The 21,412-nt window shown below is 73.0% G+C and carries 19 protein-coding genes and 3 pseudogenes; 9 read left to right on the top strand and 13 right to left on the bottom strand.

The genetic code is table 11. The annotated features are described in order from the left end of the window. Positions 1–104 precede the first annotated feature (104 nt). Together JSY13_RS10790 and JSY13_RS10785 are read right to left on the bottom strand one after the other, a co-directional pair. Entirely contained in the window at positions 105–599 is a 495-nt protein-coding gene (locus JSY13_RS10790; RefSeq protein ID WP_259606664.1) for an FHA domain-containing protein, read from the bottom strand. A gap of 100 nt (positions 600–699) precedes the next feature. Next, positions 700–1,116 (bottom strand): CBS domain-containing protein, encoded by a 417-nt coding sequence (locus tag JSY13_RS10785; protein ID WP_259606663.1) that lies wholly within the window; start codon positions 1,114–1,116, stop codon positions 700–702. Between the two features lie 163 nt (positions 1,117–1,279). Here JSY13_RS10785 and JSY13_RS10780 point away from each other — a divergent pair, with 163 nt between their 5' ends. Together JSY13_RS10780 and JSY13_RS10775 are read left to right on the top strand one after the other, a co-directional pair. Then, the gene (locus JSY13_RS10780) at positions 1,280–1,402 is read left to right on the top strand and encodes a hypothetical protein (RefSeq protein WP_259606662.1); all 123 of its coding nucleotides are present in this window, start codon (positions 1,280–1,282) and stop codon (positions 1,400–1,402) included. 1 nt (position 1,403) lies between these two features. Further along, complete coding sequence (locus JSY13_RS10775) at positions 1,404–2,081, top strand: DUF6766 family protein (RefSeq protein ID WP_259606661.1); 678 nt, start codon at positions 1,404–1,406, stop codon at positions 2,079–2,081. 41 nt (positions 2,082–2,122) lie between these two features. Here JSY13_RS10775 and JSY13_RS10770 read toward each other — a convergent pair whose 3' ends face one another. Further along, entirely contained in the window at positions 2,123–2,434 is a 312-nt protein-coding gene (locus JSY13_RS10770; protein ID WP_259606660.1) for a DUF7882 family protein, read from the bottom strand. 71 nt (positions 2,435–2,505) lie between these two features. On the opposite strand from JSY13_RS10770, the gene JSY13_RS10765 reads away from it, so the two are divergent. The 5 genes and pseudogenes from JSY13_RS10765 to JSY13_RS12745 all read left to right on the top strand — a co-directional run bounded on the left by JSY13_RS10765 (position 2,506) and on the right by JSY13_RS12745 (position 5,027). Continuing rightward, positions 2,506–2,841 (top strand): DUF7882 family protein, encoded by a 336-nt coding sequence (locus JSY13_RS10765; protein WP_259606659.1) that lies wholly within the window; start codon positions 2,506–2,508, stop codon positions 2,839–2,841. 191 nt (positions 2,842–3,032) lie between these two features. Then, positions 3,033–3,413, top strand: a pseudogene (locus JSY13_RS10760) (transposase); the annotation flags it as partial. Beyond that, a pseudogene (locus JSY13_RS10755) lies at positions 3,413–3,592 on the top strand (SDR family oxidoreductase); the annotation flags it as partial. The pseudogenes JSY13_RS10760 and JSY13_RS10755, both read left to right, overlap by 1 nt. Before the next feature lie 166 nt (positions 3,593–3,758). After that, complete coding sequence (locus JSY13_RS10750) at positions 3,759–3,902, top strand: hypothetical protein (protein WP_259606658.1); 144 nt, start codon at positions 3,759–3,761, stop codon at positions 3,900–3,902. 77 nt (positions 3,903–3,979) lie between these two features. Beyond that, positions 3,980–5,027 (top strand): annotated as a pseudogene (locus JSY13_RS12745) (NAD(P)H-dependent flavin oxidoreductase). A gap of 122 nt (positions 5,028–5,149) precedes the next feature. Here JSY13_RS12745 and purU read toward each other — a convergent pair. Then, positions 5,150–6,001, bottom strand: coding sequence for a formyltetrahydrofolate deformylase (gene purU / locus JSY13_RS10740; RefSeq protein ID WP_259606657.1), 852 nt, complete (start codon positions 5,999–6,001; stop codon positions 5,150–5,152). A gap of 94 nt (positions 6,002–6,095) precedes the next feature. On the opposite strand from purU, the gene JSY13_RS10735 reads away from it, so the two are divergent. Further along, complete coding sequence (locus JSY13_RS10735) at positions 6,096–6,587, top strand: glutaminase (protein WP_259606656.1); 492 nt, start codon at positions 6,096–6,098, stop codon at positions 6,585–6,587. 42 nt (positions 6,588–6,629) lie between these two features. Here the strand turns inward: JSY13_RS10735 and JSY13_RS10730 are convergent, their stop codons facing one another. Then, positions 6,630–7,346: a glutamine amidotransferase-related protein gene (locus tag JSY13_RS10730; RefSeq protein ID WP_259606655.1), complete on the bottom strand. Its 717-nt coding sequence runs from the start codon at positions 7,344–7,346 to the stop codon at positions 6,630–6,632. 113 nt (positions 7,347–7,459) lie between these two features. Here JSY13_RS10730 and JSY13_RS10725 point away from each other — a divergent pair, with 113 nt between their 5' ends. After that, positions 7,460–9,982, top strand: a complete 2,523-nt coding sequence (locus tag JSY13_RS10725) for an ATP-dependent Clp protease ATP-binding subunit (RefSeq protein WP_259606654.1) — start codon at positions 7,460–7,462, stop codon at positions 9,980–9,982. A gap of 343 nt (positions 9,983–10,325) precedes the next feature. Here JSY13_RS10725 and JSY13_RS10720 read toward each other — a convergent pair whose 3' ends face one another. From JSY13_RS10720 to JSY13_RS10685, 8 genes are all read right to left on the bottom strand, one after another. Next, positions 10,326–11,141 (bottom strand): LysR substrate-binding domain-containing protein, encoded by an 816-nt coding sequence (locus JSY13_RS10720; RefSeq protein WP_259606653.1) that lies wholly within the window; start codon positions 11,139–11,141, stop codon positions 10,326–10,328. Positions 11,142–11,150: 9 nt separating this feature from the next. Continuing rightward, positions 11,151–11,861 (bottom strand): helix-turn-helix transcriptional regulator, encoded by a 711-nt coding sequence (locus JSY13_RS10715; RefSeq protein WP_259606652.1) that lies wholly within the window; start codon positions 11,859–11,861, stop codon positions 11,151–11,153. A 195-nt stretch (positions 11,862–12,056) separates the two neighbouring features. Further along, on the bottom strand, positions 12,057–12,464 hold the full coding sequence (locus JSY13_RS10710) for an LbetaH domain-containing protein (RefSeq protein ID WP_259606651.1): 408 nt from the start codon (positions 12,462–12,464) through the stop codon (positions 12,057–12,059). A 113-nt stretch (positions 12,465–12,577) separates the two neighbouring features. Next, entirely contained in the window at positions 12,578–13,351 is a 774-nt protein-coding gene (locus JSY13_RS10705) for a DNA-formamidopyrimidine glycosylase family protein (RefSeq protein ID WP_259606650.1), read from the bottom strand. A gap of 1 nt (position 13,352) precedes the next feature. Further along, positions 13,353–14,150 (bottom strand): EI24 domain-containing protein, encoded by a 798-nt coding sequence (locus tag JSY13_RS10700; protein WP_259606649.1) that lies wholly within the window; start codon positions 14,148–14,150, stop codon positions 13,353–13,355. 16 nt (positions 14,151–14,166) lie between these two features. Continuing rightward, positions 14,167–19,158 carry an Lhr family ATP-dependent helicase gene (locus tag JSY13_RS10695; protein ID WP_259606648.1) on the bottom strand — a complete coding sequence of 1,664 codons (4,992 nt, stop codon included), beginning with the start codon at positions 19,156–19,158 and terminating at the stop codon, positions 14,167–14,169. 43 nt (positions 19,159–19,201) lie between these two features. After that, the gene (locus JSY13_RS10690) at positions 19,202–19,384 is read right to left on the bottom strand and encodes a PspC domain-containing protein (protein ID WP_259606647.1); all 183 of its coding nucleotides are present in this window, start codon (positions 19,382–19,384) and stop codon (positions 19,202–19,204) included. Positions 19,385–19,519: 135 nt separating this feature from the next. Continuing rightward, entirely contained in the window at positions 19,520–21,193 is a 1,674-nt protein-coding gene (locus JSY13_RS10685; protein ID WP_259606646.1) for an ABC-F family ATP-binding cassette domain-containing protein, read from the bottom strand. Positions 21,194–21,412: the final 219 nt, after the last annotated feature.

The following is a 21,412-nucleotide window of genomic DNA, read 5'->3' as shown; positions in this document are numbered from 1 at the left end:
CCGCGATCGCCGCCGTGGACGTGGGCGGGGTGGTGGTGCTCGTCGGCAGCGTGTTCCCGGCCGACCCGGTGCTCTTCGACGCCTCCCGGGATCGGCGCCGCAGGTCAGCCCTCGCGGACCTCCTGCTCGCGGGGCTGGTCCTCGCCCTGCGGATCGTGCCGGTAGTCCGGCCGCTCCGGCTGCGGCGGCTGGTCGGAGAGTTCGCCGCCCTCGCGTCCGCCGTACGGCCGGCCGTGGTCGGCGAACTCCTCGCGGGAGTACACCAGCGTCCAGTCGCCGATCGTGAAGCGCGCGCCCGTGCGGAGCACCTCCGTGCGCGCCCCGTCCGCGCCCTCGGGCACGTTCGCGTTCATCTCGCCGGCTCCGTGCAGGGTGAGCACGTACTCGTCGCGGTCGTCGTGCAGGATGGTGGCGTGCACGGGGTCGGCCCCGTCCAGCACGAGGCTGCTGCCGGCGGCGGAGCCGATCGTCACCCGGTTCTCGGTGAGCGGGAAGACGAGCCGCTCGTCCAGGCTGCGCAAGACGATGAGGTGCGGGTCGCCCGCACCCCACTCCGCGTGGGTCGTGGTCGGCTCGGCGGTGTCGGGCTGCTCGTCCATGTGCTCTCCTTCTCTCGTGAGGCGGGGTTCGTGAGGCGGGTGCGTTCGTGGTTCGTGCGGCTGACGGATGCGGCGGCGCGCGTCGACCGGGCGACGGGTGTCACTGCTGCGAGATGCGCTCCACCGTCTCCCCGGTCGATTCGGCGTCCAGGTGCCGTGCCACGTCGGCCTGGCTGATGATGCCGACGAGCCTGTGGTCCTCGATCACGGGCAGCCGGCGCACCTGGTGCTCCTGCATCTTCTGCAGCGCCGTCTCCACGTCGTCGTCGGCGCCGACGGTGATCGGCATGCCGGCGGCGAGCCGTCCCGCCGGGATGGAGTCGGGGTCCTCGCCGGCGGCGACCGCCTTCACGACGATGTCGCGGTCGGTCAGCATCCCCTTGAGCCTGCCGTCCTCGCCGCAGATCGGCAGCGCCCCGACATCGAGATCGCTCATCATCTGTGCGGCGATGGTCAGGGAGTCGTTCTCGCCGATGCACCGGGCTCCCGGTGTCATGATGTCGCGCGTCAGCGTCATGGTCTTCTCCGGTCGTGTGGGTCCGTCGATGGGTTCGCTTCGACGCTAGGGCGGAGGGCACAGGCCGGGCAGGGCCTTGACAGCCCCGGCAGGAGGAGTCAAGGCACTTCTCGCCGATATGCCGACGCGGCCAGCATCCGGAGAAGAGGGAAGGGAGTACGACATGGCCGGCGAGGAGAAAGACGGCCCCGAGATGGCGGGGCCGGTGGCGATGTTCTGGACGTGGATGGGCCTCGTGATCGCAGGCTTCGCCGCCATGTTCGCGGTCGTGGGAAGCGGGCACTGACATGCGCCGGTTCCTCAAGGACAACGGGCTCAGCCTGTTCTTCCTCGTCCTGTTCCTGCTCGCGCTCGCCGGTCAGTCCGTGGCGGGGTGGCTGCGCACCAACGAGGAGATCGCCCAGCACGGCATGGCACCGGAGGGGTACCTGCCGTTCGTGTTCTCCAGCGACTTCGTCGTGGACGTCGCGGAGAACTGGCAGTCGGAGTTCCTGCAGTTCCTGCTGTTCATCGCCGCGACGGTCTGGTTCATCCAGCGCGGGTCGCCGGAGTCGAAGAAGCCGGATGACCAGGGGCCGGCCACCGACGAGGATCAGCTCGTCGGAGAGTACGCGCCGCCGGACGCGCCGAAGTGGGCCAAGGTCACCGGCATCCGGCTGTGGCTGTACGAGAACTCGCTGGTGCTGGTGATGGGCGCGATCTTCGTGCTGTCCTGGCTGCTGCAGTCGCTCAGCGGCGTGGTGGTGGCCAACGAGGAGCACGCCCAGCACGGCGAGGCCCCGATCACGTGGGCGGAGTACGTCGTCTCGCCCGACTTCTGGGACCGCACGCTGCAGAACTGGCAGAGCGAGTTCCTCGCGGTCGGCACCATGGTCGCGTTCTCGATCTTCCTGCGTCAGCGCTCCTCCGCTGAGTCCAAGCCGGTCGGCGCCCCGCACCACGTGGCGGCGTGGGAGTCGGAGTGAGAGCCTGCAGCTCAGGCCGCCGCACGGCCGCCTGAGCGGGGTCACTCCTCGGCGTCGAGGTGCTCCGGCAGCAGCATGATGCCGCCGCTGGTGTTCGCCGAGTTCGCCATCGCGTGGATCCACTCGGTGCTCAGCGTCGGCGGGTCCGGCTCGCCGAACTCGAAGCGCAGCGGGATGGACGGATGCAGCCAGATTGTGGAGCGGCCGGCCGGATCGCCATCGGGATGCCGCCACGAGAGGGTGAAGCTCTCGTTGCGACGCAGCTTGGTCGCGATGACCACCTTCAGATGCGCGAGCGCGCGGTCCTCGATCTCGATGGGATCATCGCCGGCCCCGTAGTGCAGCTTTCCCATGCGGATAAGCTAGCCCCAACCGGGGAGGGGCACGACGGTTTGCGCGAACGACGAACGAGCACGAGGGACGCATGGGCAAGTTCATCTACGACGGCACGGTGAAGACGGAGTTCGAGGACCGCGCGCTCTCCCACCTGCAGCTCGTGATCACCGCCAAGCTGCGTCGCGGCGAGCCGTTCCCGTTCAGCTGGCGGGAGGATCCGAGCGTCGGCGGCGGCCGCACCACCGTGTGGGTGCACTCCGGCAGCTCGCTGGTGTTCAAGTACTACGGCAGCCGCCAGCCCTCGATCAACCGCGCCTGGATCGAGGCGCTCGCCTTCACCGCGAACACGCCCGCCGGCCTGCACCTGGTGCCCGAGCCCGCCGAGGGCACCGAAGCCCCGGGAGAAGCCGCGTCCTTCGGCTGAACCCGTCCGCCGTGCAGGCCCGGGTGCGGGCCTGCGGGGGGTGCCCCTATGTCCTCTGTCAAGCGGCGAGGGCGGGTTGGGCTGGTCGCGGTTGGTAGAGGGTGCCGTCGCGGAGCATGGGGACTGTCAGCAAAACGGTGGATCTGGGACTGGCCTGACCGAAAGGAAGGGCTATGAGCCAGACCATCGAGATGATCGATCCTGTGACGGGAGAGATCATCGATCAGCAACAGATCGCCGAGCAGCTGCTTGCGCAGGCGAAGGAGCAGGGCGTCAGCCTCGTGGGGCCGGGAGGCCTGCTGGGCGGTCTGACGAAGACCGTGCTCGAGACCGCGCTCGAGGCGGAGATGACCGAGCATCTCGGCTATGAGAAGCACGCGTCATCGAACGGCGAGAACGCGCGCAACGGGACCCGGTCCAAGACCGTGTTCACCGAGGTCGGTGCCGTCGAGATCGACGTGCCGAGAGATCGTGACGGGTCGTTCCAGCCGAAGATCGTGCGCAAGCGGCAGCGGCGGTTGGACGGGATCGACGAGATTATCCTATCGCTGACCGCGCGCGGGCTGACGACCCGCTCATCCCCGCCACCGGGTGGGACGCCGAGAAGCTGCAGAGCTTCGGGCAGGACACCCCGCTCGGCCGCGCCGGGCAGCCCGCAGAGCTCGCCGGGGCGTACGTGTACCTCGCCGCCGAGGAATCCTCCTACGTCTCCGGGAGCGTCATCGCCGTGACCGGGGGGAAGCCGCTGTGAGTACGATCGTGTCCCCTCCTCCCCCCACCTCCCCCGCCCCCACGGCGACTGGGACCTCACCCCCCTCGGCCGCGACAGCTGGCGCATCTGCGACCCGTCGCGCCGCCAGGGCGACGCCGAGTGCCTCATCGCCTACGTCGAGCGCAACGACACCGGCACGCTGGACGTGCTGTGGCTGCGCCGGCCGTGCCCGCGGCGCTCGCGCTTCCACGATTTCGCGGATCTGTTCTCCGAGCTGGACGCCGCGGTGGCCGCCGCCTCCGACCGGTCGCGTCCTCCGGTGACGATCCCGCACATGCCTCCGCTGTGAGGGTCCCGGTGTCGCCCGCCGTCCGCGCGGGCGACACGGGACAGGGGCGGATGCCCCGCCGGGCGTAGCCTCGGAGGGTGACTGATCTGCGCGCACTGCTCGGCATCCGGCATCCGATCATCCTGGCGCCGTTCGGCGGCCTGTCCTCCGTGGCGCTGACGGCCGCGGTGAGCGAGTCCGGCGGGCTCGGGTCGTACGGGCTGTACGGCTACGACGCCGACCGCATCCTCGCCACGGCGGACGCCATCCGGCAGCGGACGGACGCGCCGTTCGCGTTCAACATCTGGCTGCCCACCGGCGACGAAGTGGAGCCGGATGCCGCGCACGACCGCCACGCGCAGGCCCTCGCCCCGTTCTTCGCGGAGGTCGGGCTGGAACCGCCGGCGCGGCCGGAGCGCTACCTCCCGCCGCTCGACGAGCAGCTCGACGCGGTGTGGCGCGCGGCGCCGGCGGCGCTGAGCGTCGTGTTCGGGGTGCCGCCGGCCGGCGTCGTCGAGGAGGCGCACCGCCCGCGGCATCCGCGTCATCGGCACCGCGACCACGGTGGCGGAGGCCGTCGCGCTCGAGGAGGGCGGCGTCGATGCGGTCGTCGCGACCGGGGCCGAGGCGGCCGGGCACCGGGTCTCCTTCCTCCGCCCGGCCGAGGAGTCGCTCGTCGGGCTGTTCTCCCTGCTGCCGCAGGTCGCGGATGCCGTGCGGGTGCCGGTGATCGCCGCCGGCGGCATCGCCGACCGTCGGGGCGTGGCGGCGGCGTTCGCCCTGGGTGCCGCGGCGGTGCAGGTGGGCACGGCGTTCCTGGTCACCGCCGAGTCGGCCGCGAACGACGCGCACCGGGCGGCGATCCGCGCGACGCCGGACGACGGCACGGTGCTCACCCGCGCGATGAGCGGGCGGCTCGCCCGCGGCGCCCGCAACCGCGCGGTCGCGGAGATCGAGGCCGCCGGGGCGATCGCGCTGTTCCCGGCGCAGAACTGGCTGACCGGCCGGTTCCGGGCGGTGGCGGGCGAGCGCGGCCTCGGCGACCTGCAGTCGCTGTGGCTGGGTCAGTCCGCGCCGCTGGCGCGCCGCGACACCGCCGCCGAGGCGTTCGCCGAGCTCGTCGCCGGCCTCCCCGCCGGAGCCTGACGCGGCGCCGGACGGCCCCCTCCCCGGCATCGGTCCCCCGCCCCGGCATCCGGGCTCGCGCCCCGGTATCCGGGCCCGCGCCCCGGCATCCGGGGCCGCGCCCAGGTCGGCGCGCCGCCTCGCTACAGGATGACGGTGGAGCGGCCGTGCACGATCACGCGGTCCTCGGCGTGCCATTGCACGGCGCGCGCCAGCACCAGGCGCTCGACGTCCGCGCCGCGGCGCTGCAGCTCCGCGGCCGACTCCGAGTGCGTCACACGGGTGACGTCCTGCTCGATGATCGGGCCCTCGTCGAGATCCGCGGTGGCGTAGTGCGCGGTCGCGCCGATGAGCTTCACGCCGCGCTCCTTGGCCCGCGCGTACGGGTTCGCGCCGATGAAGGCGGGGAGGAAGGAGTGGTGGATGTTGATCACCGGCGCGCCGATCCGCTCGATGAAGTCGTCGGTGAGGATCTGCATGTACCGCGCGAGCACGACCAGGTCGACGTTGCCCTGCAGCAGCTCCAGCTGCCGCCGCTCCATCTCGGCCTTGTCCGTCGACGGGATGTGCACGAACGGCACGCCGAAGGACCGCACCGCATCGGCGAGGTCGGGGTGGTTCGAGACGACCATCGTGATGTCGATGTCCAGCTGGCCGCGCTCGGTGCGCCACAGCAGCTCCATCAGGCAGTGGTCGTACTTCGACACGAAGATCGCGACGCGCTTGCGCCGTGCGGTGTCGTGCAGCGACCACTCCATGCCGAACCGCTCGGCCACCTTCTGGATCGACGCCTCCAGCGCCGGGCGCTTCGCGGCCAGACCCTCCAGATGCAGCACCGTCCGCTGGAAGAAGCGGCCGCCCTCGGCATCCGTGGAGTGCTGGTCGAGGGAGATGATGTTCGCGCCGTGCTCGGCGAGCACGCCCGCCACGGCGGCGACGATGCCGGGCCGGTCGTCGCAGGCGATGAGCAGGCGTGCGGTGTCGGACTGTGACATGGATGCTCCTCGGGGTCTGGGTCATTCTCCCCCGGATGCGGCGGCGAGCACGAATCGCCCGCGTCGCGAGGCGTGCGGTCGATAGCCTGAGGACGTGGAAGCGAGCGAGGCGGTCACGGCGTCCGCGCTGTTCGACGACGCGCGCCGGCGGCTGGCGGATGCCGGCGCGCCCCGCGTGGCGCTCGGTCGCGAGCGGCGGTCGCGGTGGCGCGGCGAGCGGATCGTGCGCGCGGGGGAGGCGTGGCACCTCGGTGTGCTGCTGCTCACCGCGGACGCCGTGCTCGCGACGGGGGAGATCCTGCGGGCGGGCGATCCCGGGCGGCGCGGTTACGCGGCGGAGTCGTCGCGGGCGCGGGCGGAGCGGCGGATGCAGGCGCTGCGCGGCGGCTTCGCGGAGGGGGAGATCGTGCACCTCGGCTGGACGGCGGTCGACCTCGGCGCCGTCGACGCCGGAGGAGAGTCCGGCCCGCTGCGGAGCGTCGACGGCATCCCGCAGGTGCGGTGGGCGCCCGGCGGGGCGTTCGTGCCGCTCGCCGGCTACCTCGACGAGCGCATCGCGCTGCTCGGTCGGGCGGACGGGGCCTGAGGGACCGCGAACGATCGGCGACGCGGTCAGCGTCGGCGACGGTCAGCGGGCGGCGACGCGGTCGGCGAAGCGGCGGAGCAGGTCGGTGCCGCGCACGGATGCCGCGAGCACGCGCTGCGCGGTGAGGTCGTACTCCCGCGGATCGAAGTAACCGGTGCTGCGGTAGTAGGCCATCCGGTCCACGAAGTCCTGCGGGGTGACCTCGGGGTGGAACTGCGTCGCGTACAGCCGCGACCCGACCCGGTACGCCTGCACCGGGCAGTCGTCGTTCGTGGCCAGCAGCACGCTCCCCGGCGGCGGCTCGGCCGAGCCCTCCTTGTGCGCCGTGAGCACCGGCAGCTCGGGCGCGGACGGGCCGAACACGGGATCCTCCGCACCCGCGGCCGTGATCCGGATCGTGGTCGGGCGCGTGGACTCCGGGGTCGCCGTGCCGACCGTGCCGCCCAGCATCCGCGTCACCACGCCGATGCCGTAGCAGGTGAAGAACGCCGGCGTGCCGCCGTCGAGCGCCCGCTGCGCCATCGTCTCGAGGTCGGCCTCCACGCGGCGCTGCACCGCATCGCGCTCCTCGGCGACGACGTTGAACGGCGAGCCGCCGACGACCACCCCGTCGAAGCCGTCCGCCTCGCCGTCGAGCGGGCGGTCGATGAGGTCGATCCGGGCCAGCTCCGGCACGCCCAGCGCCCGCCGGAACGAGCGGTGCTCGGCATCCGCCGCCCCGCGCTCCGGCCTCACGCAGACGTAGAGGAGCGAGACCACCCGGCGATTCTATCGACGGGCCGGAACGCGGATCCGGATCGGGAACCGGGAATAGACACGCGCAGCCCGCGTTAAACTTGAGTGAAGCACGCTCAACTTTCCAGGAGGACACAGTGCCCAACGACTTCAGCCCTTCCGGCGCGAGCTCGTTCGATGAGTTCCTCGCCCGGTATCTCGCGGGCGAGCAGGCCCGCCAGGTGCGCTCCATCGACCTCAGCCGGTTCCTCACCGCGCGCACCCAGCAGATCCTTCAGCGCGCCGGCCGCTTCGCGCTCGAGCGCGGTCAGACCGAGCTCGACTCCCTGCACGTGCTCCGCACGATCGTCGAGGACGACGCCGTCGCGCACGCCATCGAGCACATCGGCGTCTCGCCGCGTGCCATCGTCGAGGCCGTCGACGCCCGTCTGCCGATGCCGGCCGAGCCCGCCGGCGTGACGGCGGCGACCATCACGCCCAGCGCCAGCCGCGCGCTGTTCCACGCCTATCAGGTGGCCCGCTCGTCCGGGTCGACGTACATCGAGCCCGAGCACCTCTTCTTCGCCCTCGTGCTCGGGCAGGACGTGCCCGCCGGGCAGATCCTCGCCCGCGCCGGCGTCACCGCGGAAGCCCTCACGCAGGGCATCCGCGAGCAGGTCAGCGCGCCGGTCGCCGACGACGGCTCCACCGAGCAGTCGGCCACGCCGATGCTGGACAAGTACGGCATCGACCTCACCGCCCGCGCCCGCGCCGGCGAGCTCGATCCCGTGATCGGGCGCGCCGACGAGATCGAGCAGACCATCGAGATCCTCAGCCGCCGCACCAAGAACAACCCGGTGCTCATCGGCGAGGCCGGCGTCGGCAAGACCGCGATCGTGGACGGCCTGGCGCAGGCGATCGTCGACGGCGCGGTTCCCGCTCAGCTGCAGGGCCGCCGCGTGATCGCGCTCGACCTGCCGGCCATGCTCGCCGGCACCCGCTACCGCGGCGACTTCGAGGAGCGCCTCACCAAGACCATGGACGAGATCGCCGCGCACAAGGACGAGACGATCGTGTTCATCGACGAGGTGCACACGGTCGTCGGCGCCGGCGGGTCCGGGGACAGCGGCATGGACGCCGGCAACATCCTCAAGCCGCGCCTGGCCCGCGGCGAGCTGCACATGGTCGGCGCGACCACGCTCGGCGAGTACCGCACCATCGAGAAGGATCCGGCGCTGGAGCGCCGGTTCCAGCCGGTCAAGGTCGATGAGCCCTCGATCGAGGATGCCGTGCGCATCCTGGAAGGGCTGAAGGATGCGTACGAGCAGCACCACCGGGTGACGTACACGGATGCCGCGCTGCGCGCGGCCGTGACGATGAGCGCCCGGTACCTGCCGGATCGCGTGCTGCCGGACAAGGCGATCGACCTCATCGACCAGGCCGGCGCCCGCCTTCGGCTGCGCCTGGGCGCGCCGGTGGACGCCTCCACGCTGATGGCCGAGCTGGCCGACCTCGAGGCGCGCAAGAACGCCGCCGTCGCGGGGGAGCACTACGAGGAGGCGTCGCGGCTGCGCGACGAGATCGCCGCGGTGCAGGCTCGCATCGGCGCCGTCGCGAACGGCGCCCCGATCACCGAGGGCGAAGCCGTCGTGGACGAGGCGGAGATCGCCGCCGTGATCTCCCGTGCCACCGACATCCCGGCCAGCCGTCTCACCGAGAGCGAGCGCGAGCGTCTCGCCGACCTCGAGCGCGAGCTGCACGAGCGGGTCATCGGCCAGGACGACGCCGTGGCGGCGGTCGCCCGGGCCGTGCGCCGCAGCCGCACCGGCATGGGCGACGCCCGCCGGCCGGTCGGGTCGTTCCTGTTCCTCGGCCCCACCGGCGTCGGCAAGACCGAGCTGGCGAAGGCCCTCGCCGCCCGCCTGTTCGACGACGAGAACGCGGTCATCCGCTTCGACATGAGCGAGTTCGGCGAGCGGCACACGGTGTCGCGCCTGGTCGGCGCCCCTCCGGGATACGTCGGCTACGACGAGGCCGGCCAGCTCACCGAGCGCGTGCGGCGCAACCCGTACTCGATCGTGCTGTTCGACGAGATCGAGAAGGCGCATCCGGACGTGTTCAACCTGCTGCTGCAGGTGCTCGACGACGGGCGTCTCACCGACGGCCAGGGCCGCACGGTGGACTTCCGCAACACGGTGATCGTGATGACCTCGAACATCGGCTCGGAGTTCCTCGCCTCGCGCTCGGGCGCGCTCGGCTTCGTGGCGTCGCGGGATGCCTCGGGCTTCTCCTCGCCGGAGGACCTGCGCGCGCGGGTGATGGGCAAGCTCCGCGAGGCGATGCGTCCGGAGTTCCTGAACCGCATCGACGAGATCGTGCTGTTCCAGAAGCTCACCCGCGATGAGATCACCCGGATCGTGCGGCTCCTGCTGCGCGCGACGGCCGACCGGCTCGCCGGGCGCGAGGTCGCATTCGAGGTGACGGATGCTGCGGTGGCGTGGCTCGCCGAGCACGGCTACGAACCGGAGTACGGCGCCCGGCCGCTGCGCCGGCTGATCCAGCGCGAGGTCGAGGACCGGATCGCGGATCTGTTCGTCACCGGGGCGCTCGCGGACGGCGGCGCCGTGCGGGTGGATGCCGGAGACGACGGCCTGCGTGTGGAGGTGCCGGTCCGCGCGTGACGCCTCGCGGCCGGGACGAGACGCACCGGCCACGGGCGTCTCGTCTCGGTCGCGCTGTGCGCCGACCGGGGGGCGCCCGGCGGCGCGCGGCGGGCGAATGCCGCGGGGAGGAAAACGCACCGCGCAGCGGGCTGCGGGATGCGGGATTCTCCCGGCGATGGTGGCAGTCGGCGTCGCGGGGAGGAAAACGCACCCCGCAGGCGGTGCTGGGGTGCGGGATTCTCCCGGCGATGGTGGCAGTCGGCGTCGCGGGGAGGAAAACGCACCCCGCAGGCGGTGCTGGGGTGCGGGATTCTCCCGGCGACGGGGCGCGCCGGGAGACGGACGGGGACGACCAGGCGGGTCAGCGGGAGGAGTTCTCGGTGCGGCCGCGCACGATGCCGACGAACGCCTCGACCTCGGGGGTCGTCCGGTCGCGGCGCCAGGCCAGGGCCACCGTCGAGGCCGGCCCGTCCACGAGCGGCCGGTGCCCGGCGTCCCTGCGGTGATGCAGACGCGCCAGTGACATCGGCAGCACCACGATCCCGACGCCGGAGGCGGCGGTCGCCACGGCATCCGCGGTCGTCTCCAGCGGCGGGAAGGCCGGGGGCTGCGTCGGCAGGTCGAGCGGGCCGAGCACGTCGTCGCCCGGCGTGATGAGCACCTCTCCGGCGAGATCCTCCGCCGTGAGCTCGTCCGCGGCCATCAGATGCGACTCGGCGGAGGCGACCACGACCGGCACCTCGTCGTACAGCCGGATCACGTGCAGGTCGTCCGCGCGCGCGACGGGCAGGCGGATGAGCGCGGCGTCCACGGTCTCGAGCTCCTCGCGCTGCGTGGCGACGGCGATCGGCACCAGCTCGAGCGGGATCCCCGGCATCCGGCGGTTCCAGGTGTCGATCCAGCGTCCCGGGGTGGCACCCGGGACCACGCCGAGGCGGAAGACGCGCGGCCCGCTCGTCGCCTCGGCGGACGGGGGCTGCGGCGCCAGGGCATCCGTCCGTCCGGGCTCAGCCGAGTCATCCGGTCGCCGGCGGCTCTGCGCGGCATCCGCCCGTCCGCGCGCCGCCCCGCCCTTCCTGCCCGCCGCGCCGCCCTGCCCGCCCGCGCGACCGGGGCGCGCCGGCCCCTTCGCGGAGCGGCGGCCGCGGGGTCCGCCTCCGCGCCGCTGACTGCTCATCGCCACAGGCTACCCGGAGCCGGAGGCGCTGCTGCGCACGGCCACGCAGCAGCGTCCCGCACCGCGGTCGAGGTCGGCACGCAGCCGGGCGCAGCCGAGGCCGTCGAGCATGCCGTCCACGTAGGAGTGGTTCGCCGCGCAGATCAGCGCGGTGTGCTCGCGGGCCAGGGAGTCGAACGGGCAGTTCGCGAGCAGGATCTCCGCGTCCGAGGTCCGCGGCTCGTATCCCTGCGCCTCGAGGGCGCAGGCGGCGCGGGCGAGCTCATCCGCCGCATCCGCCGCGTCCGCCGGATCCACCGCGGCGGACGCGGTCGCGCCTGCGCGCCGTCCCTCCTCACGCGCCACCTCGCCGACGGCTTCGACCACCGGCCGGCCCTCGTCCGCTCGCTCGATCGCGCGGGCCAGCAGGTGCCCGACCAGGTCATAGCGCCGCTCCGGCAGCGAGACGGCGATGGTCTCGGCGACCCGGCGGTAGAGCTTGGACGGCCGGCCGGCACCGGGCCCCGAACGCCCGCTCAGACGCCGGAACTCGGTCTCGAGCAGGCCCGCGTCGACGAGCTTGTCCAGGTGGAAGCGCGCCATGTGGACCGGGATGTCCAAGGCCGCGGCGACCGCCTCACGGCCCACCGGATCCTCCTGGGCGACGACGTGGTCGTAGATCGCCCGGCGCGTGGCGTCCGCCAGCGAACCGATGCGCGCGGCGCGCGAGGAGACGTCCATGGCGACCTCTATCAGAACCTGATCTTGTTTTAGAGCTTCCGGCTTCTAACGTAGAGTTTAACTTCATTTAGAAAGGAGCTCAACGATGAGCACACAGATCCGCGCCCGGACATGAGAAAGGCTCCCGCGTGGGGACGCGGGAGCCGGGACGGCCGCACGAGCGGATCGTGCGGCCCTTCTGCTGTCGGCCGGCGTTCAGGCGGCCAGCCAGAGGCCCTTCCTGTCCGTCGCCACCGCCTGACCGGCGGGGACGGTCTCGTCGTCGCCGATCCGGGCGCCGCGTGCGACGCGCGCTCCGGCGCCGACCTCCGTGCGGACGCCGATGTGCGCGCCGTCGCCGACGGCGGCACCCGGGCCGATGTGCGCGTGCGCATCGATCTGCGCGTTCTCGCCGATGACGGCGTCGGGCTCGATCCACGCGCCACGGGCCACACGCGCGCCGGCTCCGACGCGCGCCCCGGGTTCGACATAGGCGCCGGCCTCGATGAGTGCCTTCGGATGCACCTTCGCGCCGTGCGCGACGAGGCCCCGGCCGTTGGCGTGCTTGCGGTATCGCAGCGTGGCGCCCTGGTCGTCCTCGATATCGACGTAGTTCTTGCCCACGATTCCTCCCGTATCCGGGTTCTTCCGGATATAGCAACAACCACGGACAGGGCGATTTCATTCCCCCAGGGGGATGACCGGACGGCGGCGGCCGAGGGCGTGTCCGGCGGAGCTCAGCGTTGGCAGTTCGGGCACCAGAACGTGACGCGCTCGCGCGTGGCATCCGCCCCGATCGCACCCCGCCGGATGAGCGTCCCGCAACGGCGGCAGGGCCGGCCGGCGCGGCCGTATACCCAGGTCGTGAAGCCCCGGCGGGCGTTGCCGGTGAAGGTGCGGTCGACGCGGATCCGGTTGGCCCGGATGGTGCGTGCGCCCAGGTCGAGGAGGGCGTCCACGTCGACCTCCGCGGGCGGCGTCTCCGGCAGCACGCCGCGCAGGAACAGCAGCTCGACGGCGTATTCGTTGCCGAAGCCGGCGACGTTGCGCTGGTCGAGGAGGGCGACGTGGATGCTGCGGCCGTCGTCCCGGATGCGCCGTGCGGCCTCGACCGGGTCCCAGTCCTCGGCCAGCGGGTCCGGGCCGAGATGGCCGATCACGGTGTGCTCCGCGGCGGTCGGCAGGACCTCGACCATGGCCAGGTCGACCCCGACCGCTTCGCGTTCGGCGGTGCCGACGATCGCGCGCACCGAGAAGGCCGGATGCCGCCATTTCTCGCCGGGACGATAGAGCAGCCAGGCGCCTTCCATGCGCAGATGGGAATGGAGCGTGCGGTCGCCGATCCGCATCAGGAGGTGCTTGCCCCGCGGCACGACGGAGCGCACCATCTCGCCGGTGAGGTCGGCGGTCGCCGCCCGCGGGACGCGGATGTCGAATCGCGTCACCTCGTGCCCGCGGAGCGCCTCGTCGAGACGGTGCGCGGTGCGGTAGACGGTGTCCCCCTCGGGCACGTCAGCGCGCTCCCGCGGGAGGGGTGGGTGGAGCCGGCGGCGCGGCGGCCGCGTCGGCGGGTCTGGCACGCTCGGTGAGGTCGCGGGCGAGGATGGTCGACCCGGCGACGGCGGCCGGCATCGCCACCACCGCTCCCAGCGGCACCAGGAAGCAGAGCTGCGCCGCGACGCCGAAGCCGATCACCCGCGCCCGGCCGGAGGCCAGCAGCGCGGAGCGCGCGGCGGAGTTCAGGCCCCGCGCCTCGAAGGCCCGTCCGGTGAGCTCGCGGGCGAGCAGCCGGCCGGAGAGCACCACGCCGACGACGGCCGCGACCGGACCGCCGACGACCGGGATCAGGCCGATCAGCAGCGTGAGCAGCGACACCAGTGCGCCGAGGACCACGAGCCGGACTCCCTCGCCGATGGTGGACAGGATCCCGGATTCGCCGGTCGGCTCCGGCCCGCCCAGCGAGCGCTCCACGCCCCGCCAGATGCGCTGGTAGAACGGGTCGCCGATGGTCAGCGTGAGCGCGGTGAAGACGGCCGCGGCCAGAGCGATGGCGGGGATCAGGATCACCAGGCCGAGGCCGGCGCGCAGCAGCTCCCGCCACGGGCTCGCCCAGTCGTCGGCGAACGGGGTCAGCCAGTCCGTGAGGGCGCCCAGGGACAGGCCCAGCGGGATCAGGGCGCCGAGCAGGACGGCGAACGCGATGGCGGCCGGGACCAGCCCGAGCGCGAGCAGCCGGGGATGGGTGCGCCACATGCCGAAACCGCGCAGGAGGGTGCCGAACCCGGTGCCGAACTCACGGAGCATGCTCATCAGCGTAGGCGCCCGGTCAGACCGCCTTGCGCAGCGTGTAGCCGCGGGGCGTGGCGACGAATCCGGCATCCTGCAGCGCGGTGGCGAACGCCGTGCCGTACACGCCCTCGCCGTTGATCTTCTCGACGGTGAGGGTGTCGAGCCGGCGGCTGCGGGCGGTGGCGGCGAGATCGGATGCCGCGGCGCGCAGCGCCTCCGGGTCGTCGTCGAAGGCGAGCACCGTGCGTCCGCCGCGCTCGAGGTACAGGACGAGGGCGCCGTCCACGAGCACCACCAGGCCGCCCGCCTTGCGGCCCGGCCGGTGGGACACGGTGTCGAGTCGGGGCCACGGCAGCGCCGCGCCGTACGGGTTCGCCGGGTCGGTGGCGGCGAGGGTGAGCGCCGCGCGCGGCGGCGGATCGGCGAGCCCGGCGAAGGTGCGCAGCCGGTCGACCGTGGTGGAGGCGGCGAACTGCGCCGCACCGAGCCGCTCGATCACGTAGCCGCGCCGGCAGTGCCCGGCCTCCTCGAATCCGGCGAGGATCCGGTACACCTGGGCGAACCCGCCCGGCACGCCCTCGGCCTGCACGGCGCCCCTCGTGACGACCCCGTACCGGTCGAGCAGCAGCCCGGCGATCACCGTGGCGCGACGGGCAGCCCCCGCCGCGGAGTCACCGGACGCGTCCGGCTCCGGCAGCACCGACCAGCGTCCGCCGACCGAGGGCGGCCGGCCACCGGGGCGGGTCAGCGAGACGCCCCGGTAGGTGCGCGTGCGCGGTGCCCGGCGCGTGGTCTTGTGCGCCTGCGAGCCCCCGGCGATCAGGGCACGCACCGGCGCGAAGGTGTCGTTCGTGATGTGCCCCTGCCAGGTGAGCGACCACAGGGCATCCAGGATCTCCGATTCCGGCATCCGGTGCTGCGGGTCCCCGCTGTCGAGCATCGCGCGCAGGGCGCCGACGAAGGAGGCGCCGCTGAGACGCAGCGCGTCCAGGAGCTTCTCCTCCAGCGAGCCGGGGGCGGGGGTCTCCTCGGGGATCGGCAGCGTGAACGGCGCGAGGTCGACCGGATGCAGCGAGATCCAGCCGTCGCGGCCGGGGAGGGCGCCGTGCCCGGCCCAGACGACCTCGCCCGCCGCGGTGAGCTCGTCGAGCAGGGCGGGTGTGTAATCGCGCACCCGGGAGGGCAGGACCAGCGATTCCCAGGCGCTGGCCGGGATCGGCACGCCGGCGAACTGCTCCACGACCGCGAGCACGCCGTCCGGGCCCTCCAGGGGGCGGGTGAGGTGCTGCCAGTCCGGCAGGAACCGCGCATAGGCCTGCGCGGACACCGGTTCCACGCTGCCGCGGATCGCGGCGAGCGACCGCATCCGGAGCCGGCGGAGCACCTCGGTGTCGCACCACTCCTTCTCGCCGGCGGAACCGGCGGATGCGGACGCTTCGACAGGCTCAGCGTCCGCGGGCAGGAAGAACCCGCTGGTCAGCCGTCCCGAGGATTCCAGCCGCTGCAGGGTGTGCCGCGCGACCGCGGCGCCGATGCCGAACCGGTCGGCGACCGCGGCGGTGGTGAACGGGCCGTGCGTGCGCGCGTATCGGGACACCAGATCGCCGAGCGGGTCGGCGACGGGATCGAGGAAGGCGACCGGGATGCCCGTCGGCAGAGCGACCCCGAGCGCGTCGCGGAGGCGCCCCGCGTCCTCGATCGCCGCGACGCGGGAGCGCCCGGCGATCGTGACCGGGATCGCGCGCCGTGCGTCGACGAGCGCGTCCAGGAGCGCCGAGGCCTGCGCGACGGATGCGGATGCCGAGCCCGGCAGTGCGGACGCCGAGCGTGTCGAAGCGTCGGGAGGTGCGGTCGCCGAGCGGGTCGGAGCGTCGGGAGGTGCGGACGCCGAGCGTGTCGAAGCGTCGGCGACGGACCCTTCGACGGGCTCAGGGTCCGTGGCGGGCTCAGGGTCCGTGGCGAGCTCAGGGGCCGTGGCGAGCTCAGGGGCCGTGGCGAACTCAGGGTCCGTCGCGGGCTCGGGGGCAGCCGACGGATCGGTATCCACGGGCGCGAGCCGGAGGGCGACCTCCTCCGCGTCCAGCGGGCCGAGCAGCCGGAGCAGATCGGCCACCCCTTCCCGTCCGCGGGCGCGCCGCTGCGGGTCGAGCCGCTGCGCCTCGCGCTCGAACTGCGCGATCACGTCCGGGTCGAGCAGCTCCCGCATCTCGACCGTGCCGAGCAGTTCGCCCAGCAGCGCCGGATCGACCGCGAGCGCCGCCGCGCGACGTTCGGCGAGCGGGGAGTCGCCCTCGTACATGAACGCGCCGACGTAGCCGAACAGCAGATCGCGGGCGTACGGCGACGGCTGGGCGGGCTCGGTCTCCACGAGCCGGATCCGGCGCTCGGCGATGTCGGCGGCGAGGCGTCGCAGCGACGGGAGGTCGTAGACGTCCTGCAGCACCTCGCGCAGGGTCTCCAGGATCACCGGGAAGGTGGGGTGCCGCCGGGCGACCTCGAGCAGCTGCGCCGAGCGCTGCCGCTGCTGCCAGAGCGGCGTGCGCCGGTTCGGGTTCGTGCGGGGCATGAGGAGGGCGCGGGCCGCGCACTCCCGGAACCGGGAGGCGAACAGCGCGGAGCCGCCGACCTCGGCGGTCACGATCTGCTCCAGCTCATCCGGCTCGAAGACGAACAGCTCTGCGCCGGGCGGGTCGGCCTCGGCATCCGGGATCCGCACGATGATGCCGTCGTCGCTGGCGACCGCCGATCCCTCGACGCCGAGGCGCTCGCGGATGCGCGCGTTGATCGCCAGCGCCCACGGCGCGTGCACCTTCATGCCGTACGGGGAATGAAGGATGACGCGCCAGTCGCCGACCTCGTCGTGACCGCGCTCCACGGTGAGCGTCCGGTCGGTGGGCAGGGTGCCGGTCGCCTCCCGCTGCTCGGACAGATAGCCGAGCAGGTTGTCGCGGGCGCGCTCGTCCAGCCCGGCGTCGATCAGGCGCTGCTGCGCCTCCTCCGGCGGGGCGGTGGAGATCTCGCGCGAGAAGCGCCCGAGCGCCTCGCCGAGCTCGAACGGGCGGCCGATGCCGTCGCCGTGCCAGAACGGCACCTTTCCGGGCTGCCCGTAGGCGGGGATGACGTTCACCCGGTCGTGGGTGATCTCCGCGATCCGCCAGCTCGTGGTGCCGAGGGTGAACACGTCGCCCACGCGCGACTCGTACACCATCTCCTCGTCGAGCTCGCCGACCCGCGCCCCGGTGGTCTCCCCGGCGACGAAGACGCCGAACAGCCCGCGATCCGGGATGGTCCCGCCGCTGGTGACCGCGATCCGCTGGGCGCCCGGCCGGCCGGTCAGCGTCCCGGCATCCCGATCCCACACCACCCGCGGACGCAGCTCGGCGAACTCGTCCGACGGGTACTTCCCGGCGAGGAGGTCCAGGGTGGCCTCGTAGGCCGAACGCGGCAGCGTCTGGAAGGGCGCGCTGCGCCGCACCGTCTCGTACCACTCCTCGACGGAGATCGGATCCAGCGCGCACGCCGCGACGGTCTGCTGGGCGAGGATGTCGAGCGGGTTCCGCGGCACCGAGATCGCCTCGATCTGCCCGGCCAGCATCCGCTCGGTGACGATCGCCGTGTGCAGCACGTCGCCGCGGTGCTTGGGGAACAGGGCGGCGCGGCTCACCTCGCCGACCTGGTGCCCGGCGCGGCCGATCCGCTGCAGGCCGGATGCCGCGGAGGGCGGCGCCTCGACCTGGATGACGAGGTCGACGGCGCCCATGTCGATGCCGAGCTCGAGGCTGCTGGTGGCGACCACGCAGCGGAGCGCGCCCGATTTCAGCTCCTCCTCGACGAGGGCTCGCTGCTCCTTCGACACCGAGCCGTGGTGCGCCTTGGCCAGCACCGGCTCGACGCCCGCGGTCGACCCGGCCTGCGCCATCATGGCGGCCGGCGGCCCTGCGGGCTCCGGCACCGGCATCCCGATCCGGGATGCGTAGATCTCGTTCAGCCGCCCGGTGAGGCGCTCCGCCAGCCGCCGGGAGTTCGCGAACACGATCGTCGAGCGGTTCTCGAGGACCTTGTCGACGATCGCCTCCTCCACATGCGGCCACACCGATCCGGTGACCTCGGTGTACTCGGCATCCGTCTCACTCGCCGCCGTGGGCGCGCCCGGAGGCGGAGGCGGGTTACGCATGTCCTCGATCGGGACCACCACGCCCAGTTCGAAGGTCTTCACGGCGCGCGGCGCCACGATCTCCACCGGCGCCGAACCGCCCAGGAAGCGGGCGACCTCATCGATGGGTCGCACCGTGGCGGACAGGCCGATCCGCTGCGCCGCGGCCTCCGCGCCCCGGGCCCGGCGCAGGGCGTCGAGCCGCTCCAGGCTCACCGCGAGGTGGGCGCCGCGCTTGGTCGCCGCGACCGCGTGCACTTCGTCCACGATCACGGTGTGGACCCCGGCGAGCGTCTCGCCCGCGCGGCCGGTGAGCATGAGGTACAGCGACTCGGGGGTGGTGATCAGGATGTCGGGTGGGTTCGTGACGAGCTTGCGGCGGTCGCTGGAGGTGGTGTCGCCGGAGCGCACGCCCACCGTCACGTCGGGCGCCGGAAGCCCCAGCCGCCGCGCGGACTGCCCGATGCCGACCAGGGGCGAGCGCAGGTTGCGCTCCACGTCCACGCCCAGCGCCTTCAGCGGCGAGATGTAGAGGATGCGGGTGCGGGTCGTCGACTCGGATGCCGGGGGAGTGCGGGTGTCCGATCCCGTCGGGCCGGACCCTGAGCCCGTCGACCCGGACCCTGAGCCCGTCGAAGGGTCGGTCCTCTCCATCCGCTCCCGGAACACGCTGTCGATCGCCCACAGGAAGGCCGAGAGCGTCTTCCCCGATCCGGTGGGCGCCACGACGAGGGCGTGCTTCCCGGCGGAGATCGCCTCCCAGGCGCCGGCCTGCGCGGGGGTGGGCGCGTCGAAGGCCCCGCGGAACCAGTCCCGGGTCGCGGGCGTGAAGCGCTCGAGCACGCGGTGCGCGGAACCTGTCGAAGCGGTGCTCATGGGACCATCCTCCCCGGTGCCACCGACATCGGGGCCGGGAGGGTCACGGCTCGTTCGGGATGAGGATCCAGAGCACGAGGTAGACCCAGATCGAGAGCCCGGCGAACACGACGGCGAGCACGGTGAGGATGCGCACGAGCGTCGTGCTCCATCCGAACCGGTTCGCGACGGCCCGGCACACACCGGCGATCATGCGGCCCTGACGAGGACGGACGAGCTGGCTCATGAGCCCATCCTCTCCCCGGCGACGCGCCGCGGCAACCGCGTTCCGGCATCCGGAGAGGTCCCGGCATCCGGAGTGCGGACCGCCGCCGACGACCGCACCGCACGCACGGCACGGTGCGGTCGTCGCGGCCGGGGCTCAGTCGACCTCCGCGATCCTCCCGTCGGCGTCCAGCTCGAGCACCAGATCGAGATCCAGCCGCGCGAGGAACGCGTCGTCGTGGCTGACGACGAGCACGGCTCCGCGATAGGCGCGCAGCGCCTCCACGAACCGGTCGACCGTGTCCAGGTCGAGGTTGTTCGTCGGCTCGTCGAACACGACGAGGTGCGGGGCCGGATCGGCGAGCAGCAGCCGCGCCAGGGCGACGCGGAACCGCTCGCCGCCGGAGAGCGCCCCGACCGGCCGGTCCATCGCGGCGCCGCGGAGGAGGAACCGGGCGAGCCGGTTGCGCAGCTCCTTCTCCGGCACGTGCGGGGCGACGGCGGCGATGTTCGCGACGACCGACGCCGCCTCGTCCAGGCCGTCCACCCGCTGCGGCAGGTACCCGATCCGGTCCGTGTGCGCCTCCGCCCGGAGTGAGGAATTCAGGACGAACGCCGTTTCGCAGGACGGATCCGCGGCATCCGTCCTGCAATCCTGCATCCGTCCTGATTCCGTGACGGAGGCATCCGCCACCAGTCGGCGCAGCAGCGTGGTCTTGCCGACCCCGTTGCGGCCGATGAGCGCGACCCGCTCCGGACCCTGGATCGTCCAGGACCGTTCGCCGTCGCCGACCGTCGCGATCCGGCGCGACCGCGACACCCCGGGAGCCGGCAGCTCGATCTTCATGGTGTCGTCGTCGCGCACGCGGCGGCCGGCCTGGTCGAGGGCCTGCCGTGCGGCATCCTCCTTCTCCGCGACCTCGGTGCGCAGCCGTCCGGCCGAGACCTGCGCGGCCATCCTCCGGCCGTTCATCACGATCTTCGGCTCGCGCTTGTTCTCGTAGGCCTTCTTCGCGAACCGCGCCCGATGCGCGAGCTTGGTCTCGGCCTCGATCCGCTGGCGCTTCTCCTTCTTCAGCACCTGTGCGGCCTCGCGCTCGGCCTGCCGGGCGGCCTGCTGCTCGGCGTCCAGCCAGGCGCGCCACTCGGTGTACGGGCCGCCGAACACGCTCAGCTCGTGCCCGTACAGCTCGGCGGTGTCGTCCATCAGGTCGAGCAGCGCGACGTCATGGCTGACCACGATGAGCGTGCCCTTCCACGCGCGCACCAGGTCGTACAGGCGCGCGCGGGCGACGCGGTCGAGGTTGTTCGTCGGCTCGTCGAGCAGCGTGATCGGCGCCCGGCGCAGGCGGATGCCGGCGATCGCGGCCAGCACGGCCTCGCCTCCCGACAGCGCGCCCACCGTGCGATCGAGGAACGCGGGGTCGAGGCCCGCCTCGGCCAGCGCGGCCTCGGCGCGCGCCTCGACGTCCCAGTCGTCGCCGACCGCGTCGAAGCGCGCGGGATCGACGTCGCCCGCGGCGATCGCCCGCACGGCGTCGAGCGGTTCGGCGACGCCGAGCAGCTCCGCGACGCGGGCATCCGTGTCGAGGGTGAGGCGCTGCGGCAGGTACGCGACGTCGCCGGTGCGCGAGACGTGTCCCGAGCTCGGGACCAGCTCGCCGGCGACGAGCCGCAGCAGCGTGGACTTGCCGGACCCGTTGCGGCCGACCAGTCCGGTGCGGCCGGATCCGAACGAGCCGGAGACGGCGTCCAGTGCGGTGCTGCCGTCGGGCCAGGCGAACGTCACCCGGTCGAGGGTGACGGATGCGGTGAGAGCGGGTGTTGACATGAGCGGCTCCCGGGTGTGCGGGTGCGCCGACGCCGACGGTCACGTCACGCAGAAGCGTGGGAAGACCGGATGCCGATGGCAGGAAGGATCGTCGGATCAGCGCGTGGACAGGACGCGGAGACGACGATTCAGATCAATGGACTTCCAGACACGGCGGACAGGACCCGAAGACTCTACCTTCGGGGTTCGCCTGGTCGCAACCGTTCGCGGCCGAGAACA

Origin of the sequence: Microbacterium neungamense, from assembly GCF_024971095.1 — a bacterium.
Taxonomy (GTDB): domain Bacteria; phylum Actinomycetota; class Actinomycetes; order Actinomycetales; family Microbacteriaceae; genus Microbacterium; species Microbacterium neungamense.
Note: the sequence above shows the minus strand (reverse complement) of the source record. Positions and strands in the feature narration are given on the sequence as shown.

Bases quoted from the DNA above. Each gene is read 5' to 3' on its own strand.
- JSY13_RS10790 (WP_259606664.1), bottom strand. From the start codon at position 599: ATGGACGAGCAGCCCGACACCGCCGAGCCGACCACGACCCACGCGGAG.
- JSY13_RS10785 (WP_259606663.1), bottom strand. From the start codon at position 1,116: ATGACGCTGACGCGCGACATCATGACACCGGGAGCCCGGTGCATCGGC.
- JSY13_RS10780 (WP_259606662.1), top strand. From the start codon at position 1,280: ATGGCCGGCGAGGAGAAAGACGGCCCCGAGATGGCGGGGCCGGTGGCG.
- JSY13_RS10775 (WP_259606661.1), top strand. From the start codon at position 1,404: ATGCGCCGGTTCCTCAAGGACAACGGGCTCAGCCTGTTCTTCCTCGTC.
- JSY13_RS10770 (WP_259606660.1), bottom strand. From the start codon at position 2,434: ATGGGAAAGCTGCACTACGGGGCCGGCGATGATCCCATCGAGATCGAG.
- JSY13_RS10765 (WP_259606659.1), top strand. From the start codon at position 2,506: ATGGGCAAGTTCATCTACGACGGCACGGTGAAGACGGAGTTCGAGGAC.
- purU (WP_259606657.1), bottom strand. From the start codon at position 6,001: ATGTCACAGTCCGACACCGCACGCCTGCTCATCGCCTGCGACGACCGG.
- JSY13_RS10720 (WP_259606653.1), bottom strand. From the start codon at position 11,141: ATGAGCAGTCAGCGGCGCGGAGGCGGACCCCGCGGCCGCCGCTCCGCG.
- JSY13_RS10715 (WP_259606652.1), bottom strand. From the start codon at position 11,861: ATGGACGTCTCCTCGCGCGCCGCGCGCATCGGTTCGCTGGCGGACGCC.
- JSY13_RS10700 (WP_259606649.1), bottom strand. From the start codon at position 14,150: ATGAGCATGCTCCGTGAGTTCGGCACCGGGTTCGGCACCCTCCTGCGC.
- JSY13_RS10695 (WP_259606648.1), bottom strand. From the start codon at position 19,158: ATGAGCACCGCTTCGACAGGTTCCGCGCACCGCGTGCTCGAGCGCTTC.
- JSY13_RS10690 (WP_259606647.1), bottom strand. From the start codon at position 19,384: ATGAGCCAGCTCGTCCGTCCTCGTCAGGGCCGCATGATCGCCGGTGTG.
- JSY13_RS10685 (WP_259606646.1), bottom strand. From the start codon at position 21,193: ATGTCAACACCCGCTCTCACCGCATCCGTCACCCTCGACCGGGTGACG.